Below are 6703 nucleotides of genomic sequence, written 5' to 3' on the forward strand. Positions count from 1 at the left end.
TTTTCTGAACCTTGGAACCGGCGTAAATTTGGATGTCAATCTCCTTAGTGTTTTGTAGCACAGCAGCGATTTCGGTTGCCGTTAATTCCACTTCATTGCCCGTTTTGATAACTAATTTTGTAAAGCGTACTTTATTGTTTGAGACGTTAGACCCATTCTTTAATGTTGCTGTAACGGTTGCGAAGCCCCAGCGCTCACTCTTCAACATAACGTCTGCTTGGCCGGCTGCATCTGTCATGCTACTCGTGCTATTTAATGTTGCGCCTTCTAAATCAACACTCCAATTGATTAGCTGGTTCTCAAGGGTATTTCCGAGAGCATCTTTCACCGTCGCAGTATAAGTTACCATTTCAGTGTTATTCGCAAGTGCACGGTCGTTGTCGACAGTAAAATCATTGCTGGCAATACGTGCAGTGCTGATGTCTGCGATTAATGACACGTTAATGGATTTAACCGCTAATGCTGCCCCGCCGAGTTGAGCCGTAATGGTTGCCACACCTGCTTTGCTACCGGTGAACGAAGCGCTGTAACTGCCATCTCCATGATCGATAACGCTACTGATATTGCTATTGGCAAGGCTGCTGGCGAAGGTCACAAGCTTACCGCTGACAGGGTTTGCATTACGATCTTTAAGCTGCAAAGTAAGGGTTGAGGCAGTGCTGCCATTGGCCACAATGGTTGAAACTGAAGCTCCCAGTGTGGATTGGCTGGCATCAATATTATTGCTGTCAGCGGTGAAAGTCATATTGACGGGAGCAACTGCAAAAATGCGGCCATTTACCTTAACAGTAATAGTGGCATTGCCAGACTTGGTGCTGGTCATTGACGCTGAATAGCGGCCATCACCATGATCGATTACTGAATCAAATGCGCTACCAGACAGACTACTTACAAACTCCACTGTTTGGCCTGAAATCACGTTACCTGCGCTGTCTTTCAGGCTCAAAGTCAGCGTTGCTGCCGACTGACCATCTGCAATCAGAGATGAGATAGTTGAACTCAGCGTCGATGCCCCTGCATCTGGATTTTCACTATCCGCTTTAAACTGCGTATCAACCTTAGCACTACTGCCGCTGGCGGTTTTAACGCCCACTGTTACGGTCTCTTCTACACGGTTGGTGAATTTCAGTAGGCTGTAACCTTGTTTGTCACTCACCATCGTCAAACTGGCGCCAGTGGCCACCTGAGCTGAACCGCTGAGGCTAAACGTGACGCTAACACCAGCAACCGGATTGCCGGTTGCATCGGTAATGCGTGCGCGGACCTGATTTTCGGCCAAGCCATTAGCAACAGCATTACCTTGTAATGCAATCACATCGCCATCTCGCACTCTGGCGGTTGCCGCATCACTGATCTGCTGTACAACGATCGATGGCAAAGCCACACCATCCAGCAAGGTTGAAATCTTAACTTCTGCAGGACGTGTACCGGCGGTCAACACCATCGTATAACTGCCATCAGGTTGTTCAGTGATGGCACTTAGCGTGGCGGGTTTTGCAGGTGCGGGTATAGATAATGTACTGATTCGCGGAGATGATGCAGCAAGTGGATTTTCTTCAAGATTGGCTTTTAAGGCATCGCCTAAGCCGGTAATTGCTTGATCATTTTCATCAACTAGTCGCAGCATAATCGTCGTGGTTGCTTTACCATCCGCCAGAATCGACTGATCTGAACTCACCAGCGTGCTTTTCTCCAGGCTGAAAGCCGGGGCATTGACGATGATGGTCGTTGTCGCAGTTTTAGATGCATTGTTGCGGCTATCGTAAGCGACGCCGCTCAACGTGTAGCGATTCGCTGAACCCGCACTGTATTTCGGCAGCGTCAGTTGGTAGTTGTTATTGCCTTGATCGACAATCTTTCCGCCCGCAGTAATGAGCGAGGCATCGTTCCAGATAATTTTGGCAACGCCATATTTGGCTTGCACCTGCACGGCAATCGGTACGTTCTTACCGCTTTCACCTGTAATTTCTTTTGGCAGTGCTAATTCAACTAACTGATGCTTACGGTACTCAAGCACGATGTTGTTGTTACGTTCCACCAAATCCATGCCGCTGCCTGCGAGTGTGCGTCTATTGGCTACGCTGGCTGCATCCAGTTGGGAAGCCAGCGATTGACCAAACTGCCATGCGAATTGCACACCAAATGTGGTTTCACTGAGGTTACTGCTCTTCTTATGGTCGGTGGTGAAGGAGATGAGCGGCACTGGCGTCCAGCTCAAGCCTGCCGTGACAGCATTTGGGTTACGCTGACGCTTATCTTTGCTGATCAATGCGACTTCATCGCCGTAATATTTTTCATACATCAGGCGTCCGCCCAACGCTGGATAGGCAGGTAACCAGCCTTCAGCACGCACATCAAAACCGTTAGCAGGGCGGGCATCATAATCTTCAACATCCACTGAACTGCGCCAGTCCGACACGCGCCAGTATCCATTAGTGGAGAGTTTTACGTAGTCACGCCAGGCTTCAACACCTGTACCCAGGCGCTTGTGCCCACGGCTGATATTTTGATCGTAAAACCCGTTATAACCCAGCATCCACTCATTCAAAAAATGGCGCATGCCAAAACCAATATTGCCGGTGAGCTGATCATCAATCTGGCGCAAGCCATTTTGGCTAAAAAATAGATGTTGCTGGTTTTGGCTTAGGGGAAGCAGCAGGTCGATCGCGCCAGCATTAACGGCAAACTTTGAATCGGTGTTCAGTTCAACTCGGGCAGTACCAAAGTTTTGCAGCCATTGTTCAAGTTGCTGTGACGCCACGCCGGTTGCTTGCTGTGCGGGCAATGCCTGCAGGTTTTTAGATTGTGCTGCCTCGCCAAGCATGCTGAGCTTACTTGCCGTATTGTTCATGGTATGACTATCAGCAGAAGCATGCGCAGTCGTCAGCCAAAATGGCGAAAGTGCCATTGCCGTTTGGACAGCAATTTGCACATAAATGAGTGGTTTTACCCATGGCGCTTTCGCATCAGGGGTGGTTTTATGACTGAATTCTTCCATGGTGAACGCCTTAAATTGGGAAAAGAGAAAATTCCGAGAGGCGCTATGTTAGAAGGTGATGAAAAAAGTAGAGGTTGAGACCTGTCCCAAAGAAATTGAGACAGAGAAATTATTTATTAGCAGGAGATTGCAGCGGTTGAGCGGTTTTAGCTATTAACGACAATCGAACTTTTCTGGGCTGAAATGCGGAGCCCTGAGGCCCCGCGAACATCTGTAGCTATGCGTTTTTTAAACGCGCCATGTAATGCGTATCCACCATTTCGCCGTCGCGCATCGCGTGTCGACGCGCGGTGCCTTCAATCTCAAAACCAAACTGCTGATACAAGCCAAGCGCTTTGTGGTTATCGGCGAACACCGTCAGCTCAATGCGCGTCACCTGCAGCCAGTTGTCGCACAAATCAATCATCGCTGACATCAGCGCTTTACCGACGCCGCGCCGATGAAAGGCAGAATCGACGCCCATGCCAAAGGTCGCCGCATGGCGACGGCGCGCCACCGACAGCACTTCAAGAGTGAGTTGTCCGGCAATCTGATCGTCAATACACGCCACTAGCATCTGCACACCCGGCCGCGGATTGCTGAGGCGTTCCTGCCACAGCGTCGGTGATTGAAACGGCAGATGCAGCGTGCTGGCCTGCGGTTCAGGCTGGCTATACATGCGCGTTAAAGCGGCGGCATCTTCGGGAATGGCGTGACGAATGACGATCTGACTCATAGAGCGCTCCTTGTGCAAAATGGAATAAATCCCCTTTAACATCAAGGAATTCACATCGTTCGTCAACGCAAAATAATCCGCAAAAATACTTTACAGACGCGAATGATAATGATTATTATTGTCATGCGAGCTCGGAAACGTCTCCTGACAACCGGGTAAGCACGACATTGCTCACATTGCTTCCAGGTATTATTTAGCCAGCTCGGGTGCTGGCTTTTTTTTGCCTTTTACAGGGTGTACCAGGTGGCTGCACCGGGCCCGACCGGCAGATTGAAGACAAACACCCACAGTACAAACAGCAGCGTCCAGCCAATCATAAACACCACCGAATACGGTAACATCATCGCCACCAGCGTACCGATGCCCATATCGCGACGATAACGCGCCGCCACCGCCATAATCAGACCAAAGTAACTCATCATTGGCGTAATCACGTTGGTTACCGAATCACCAATGCGATAAGCCGCCTGAATCACTTCCGGCGCAAAGCCGACCAGCATCAGCATCGGTACGAAAATCGGTGCGGTAACCGCCCATTGCGCCGAGGCGGAGCCAATCATCAGGTTGATGAAGCCGCAGATCATGATGAAACAGACAAACAGCAGCGGCGCGCCCATATCCAGTGATGCCAGCAAATTGGCGCCTTTCACCGCCACCACGGTGCCGAAGTTGCTCCAGTTAAAGAACGCCACGAACTGTGCCGCAAAGAACACCAGCACGATGTACATGCCCATGCTGCTCATGCTGGCGGACATGGCGTTGATCACGTCGCGATCGTTGCGCATATTGCCAATCATGCGGCCGTATACCATGCCAGGAATGGCGAAGAAGACAAAGATAAACACCACAATGCCTTTCAGAAACGGCGAGCCCGCCAGCGTGCCGGTTTTCGGGTTGAGTAATACGCCATAGCCTGGAATCACGGTCAGAATCAGCAGCAGCGTAACGCTAAAAACCGCCCAACCTGCACCTTTCAGCGCACGACGTTCTTCTGCCGATAGCGCGCCCATATCGCCACGTACCGCCTCGCCTTCGCTGTCGTTATATTTGCCCAGTTTAGGCTCGACGATGCTGTTAGTGATCCAGGTGCCAAGAATGGAAATAACGAAGGTACTGACAAACATGAAGTACCAGTTCACTTCCGGGCCAACATGGTAGTTAGGATCGATAATCTGTGCGGCGCTTTGGGTAATGCCAGAGAGCAGCGGATCAATGGTGCCGAGCAGCAAGTTGGCGCTGTAGCCGCCGGAAACACCGGCAAACGCCGCCGCCAGGCCCGCCAGTGGATGACGTCCCAATGAGTGGAAAATCATCGCCGCCAACGGAATCAGCACCACATAGCCCAACTCAGAAGCGGTATTGGAAACGATACCGGCGAAGACAATGGTGAAGGTGATGAGCTTTTTCGGTGCGTTAAACACCAGCGCGCGCATCGCCGCTGAGAGCAGCCCTGAATGCTCGGCAATGCCCACGCCGAGCAGCGCAACCAGCACGGTGCCGAGCGGCGCAAAGCCGGTGAAGTTGGTGACCAGATGGCTGACGATGCGTTGCAAACCATCGGCACTCATCAGGCTAACCACGTGAATCACACCATCCGGTGCACGGCCTGCCGCACCCACCGGGCGCGGATCGATAACGCTGACGCCGAAGGCGGCAGCAATCGCGGAGGCGACGATGATGAACAATGCAAACAGCGCAAAGAGCGTAATCGGATGCGGTAATAAGTTTCCTAGCCACTCAACGGTATTGAGAAAACGCTCAATCGGGCGTTTGGCTGGTGTAGAAGAATGGTCCGTCATAATGATCCTTGTTTTGTCATTTAGTCTAATGTGCAGGACTGCCGATGCTCTTTGTTCCTTCTTTGATTAGCTACAAGACCATTCTCGTTAGTTCTGCCTGAGGAGGGTTCCCGCAAAACCTGAACCTGACAAAAAAATGATAAACTCGGTTTATCTCTGATCTCAGGCGCATAAGATGAAGAAGAAAAGACCGGTATTACAGGACGTTGCCGATCGCGTCGGCATCACAAAAATGACTGTCAGCCGCTACCTGCGTAACCCGGATCAGGTCTCGGTGGCGCTACGCGATAAGATCGCCGTGGCGCTGGATGAGCTCGGTTACATCCCCAATCGCGCGCCCGATATGCTCTCCAACGCCACCAGCCGCGCTATCGGCGTGCTGCTGCCTTCGCTGACTAACCAGGTTTTCGCCGACGTTTTGCGCGGGATCGAAGCCGTTACTGACGAAGCGGGTTATCAAACGCTGGTAGCGCACTTTGGCTATAACGCGCAGAAAGAGGAGTTGCAGCTGCGCTCGCTGCTCGGCTGGAATATCGATGGCGTAATTCTCACCGAACGTACCCATACGCCGGGCACGCTGCGCATGCTGGAAGTGGCGGGCATTCCGGTGATTGAGATGATGGATTCGGTAACGCCGTGCCTCGATATGGCGGTGGGCTTCGATAACGTCGAAGCAGCGCGGCAGATGACGCATGCTATTCTGAAAAAAGGCCATCGCCACACGGTTTATCTCGGCGCGCGCCTCGATGAACGTACCCTGCAGAAGCAGCAGGGCTACGAAAAAGCGATGCGCGAAGCGGGGCTAACGCCACATAGCGTGATGATGGAGGATGCCTCCTCGTTCAGCGCCGGCGCGCAACTGCTGTGTGAAGCGCAAAAGCGTTATCCCGAAACCGACAGCCTGTTTTGTACCAACGATGACCTGGCGGTGGGCGCGATGTTCGAGTGTCAGCGTCAGGGATTGCGTGTGCCAGAGCAGATGGCGATTGCTGGTTTCCACGGCCACGACATCACGCAAGTGGTCAACCCGCGCCTCGCCACGGTGTTAACGCCGCGCGAGCGCATGGGACGGGAATCGGCAGCGATGCTGCTGGCGCGGATTGGTGGCGATCGCACGATGACGCAACCGCTGGATGTTGGCTTTGAAATCTCCGAAGGTGACAGCATCTGATTTTGGCGATTTTTTGAGTC

The 6703-nt window shown here is 52.1% G+C and carries 4 protein-coding genes; 1 reads left to right on the plus strand and 3 read right to left on the minus strand.

The window, feature by feature from the left end:
- The 3 genes from RTY00_RS17150 to RTY00_RS17160 all read right to left on the minus strand — a co-directional run.
- On the minus strand, positions 1-2998 hold a 2998-nt coding region (locus RTY00_RS17150; RefSeq protein WP_312665240.1), incomplete at its 3' end, for an inverse autotransporter beta domain-containing protein.
- Positions 2999-3215: 217 nt separating this feature from the next.
- Entirely contained in the window at positions 3216-3713 is a 498-nt protein-coding gene (locus RTY00_RS17155) for a GNAT family N-acetyltransferase (protein ID WP_312665241.1), read from the minus strand.
- Positions 3714-3940: 227 nt separating this feature from the next.
- Entirely contained in the window at positions 3941-5512 is a 1572-nt protein-coding gene (locus tag RTY00_RS17160; RefSeq protein ID WP_312665242.1) for an AbgT family transporter, read from the minus strand.
- 175 nt (positions 5513-5687) lie between these two features.
- On the opposite strand from RTY00_RS17160, the gene gntR reads away from it, so the two are divergent.
- Positions 5688-6683: a gluconate operon transcriptional repressor GntR gene (gene gntR, locus RTY00_RS17165; RefSeq protein WP_154194851.1), complete on the plus strand. Its 996-nt coding sequence runs from the start codon at positions 5688-5690 to the stop codon at positions 6681-6683.
- Positions 6684-6703 lie beyond the last annotated feature (20 nt).

Origin of the sequence: Pantoea sp. CTOTU49201, from assembly GCF_032054795.1 — a bacterium.
GTDB lineage: Bacteria > Pseudomonadota > Gammaproteobacteria > Enterobacterales > Enterobacteriaceae > Pantoea > Pantoea symbiotica.

What these genes read in the sequence shown, in the direction of transcription:
- RTY00_RS17155 (WP_312665241.1), bottom strand. Translation starts at nt 3,713, where the DNA reads ATGAGTCAGATCGTCATTCGTCACGCCATTCCCGAAGATGCCGCCGCT.
- RTY00_RS17160 (WP_312665242.1), bottom strand. Translation starts at nt 5,512, where the DNA reads ATGACGGACCATTCTTCTACACCAGCCAAACGCCCGATTGAGCGTTTT.
- gntR (WP_154194851.1), top strand. Translation starts at nt 5,688, where the DNA reads ATGAAGAAGAAAAGACCGGTATTACAGGACGTTGCCGATCGCGTCGGC.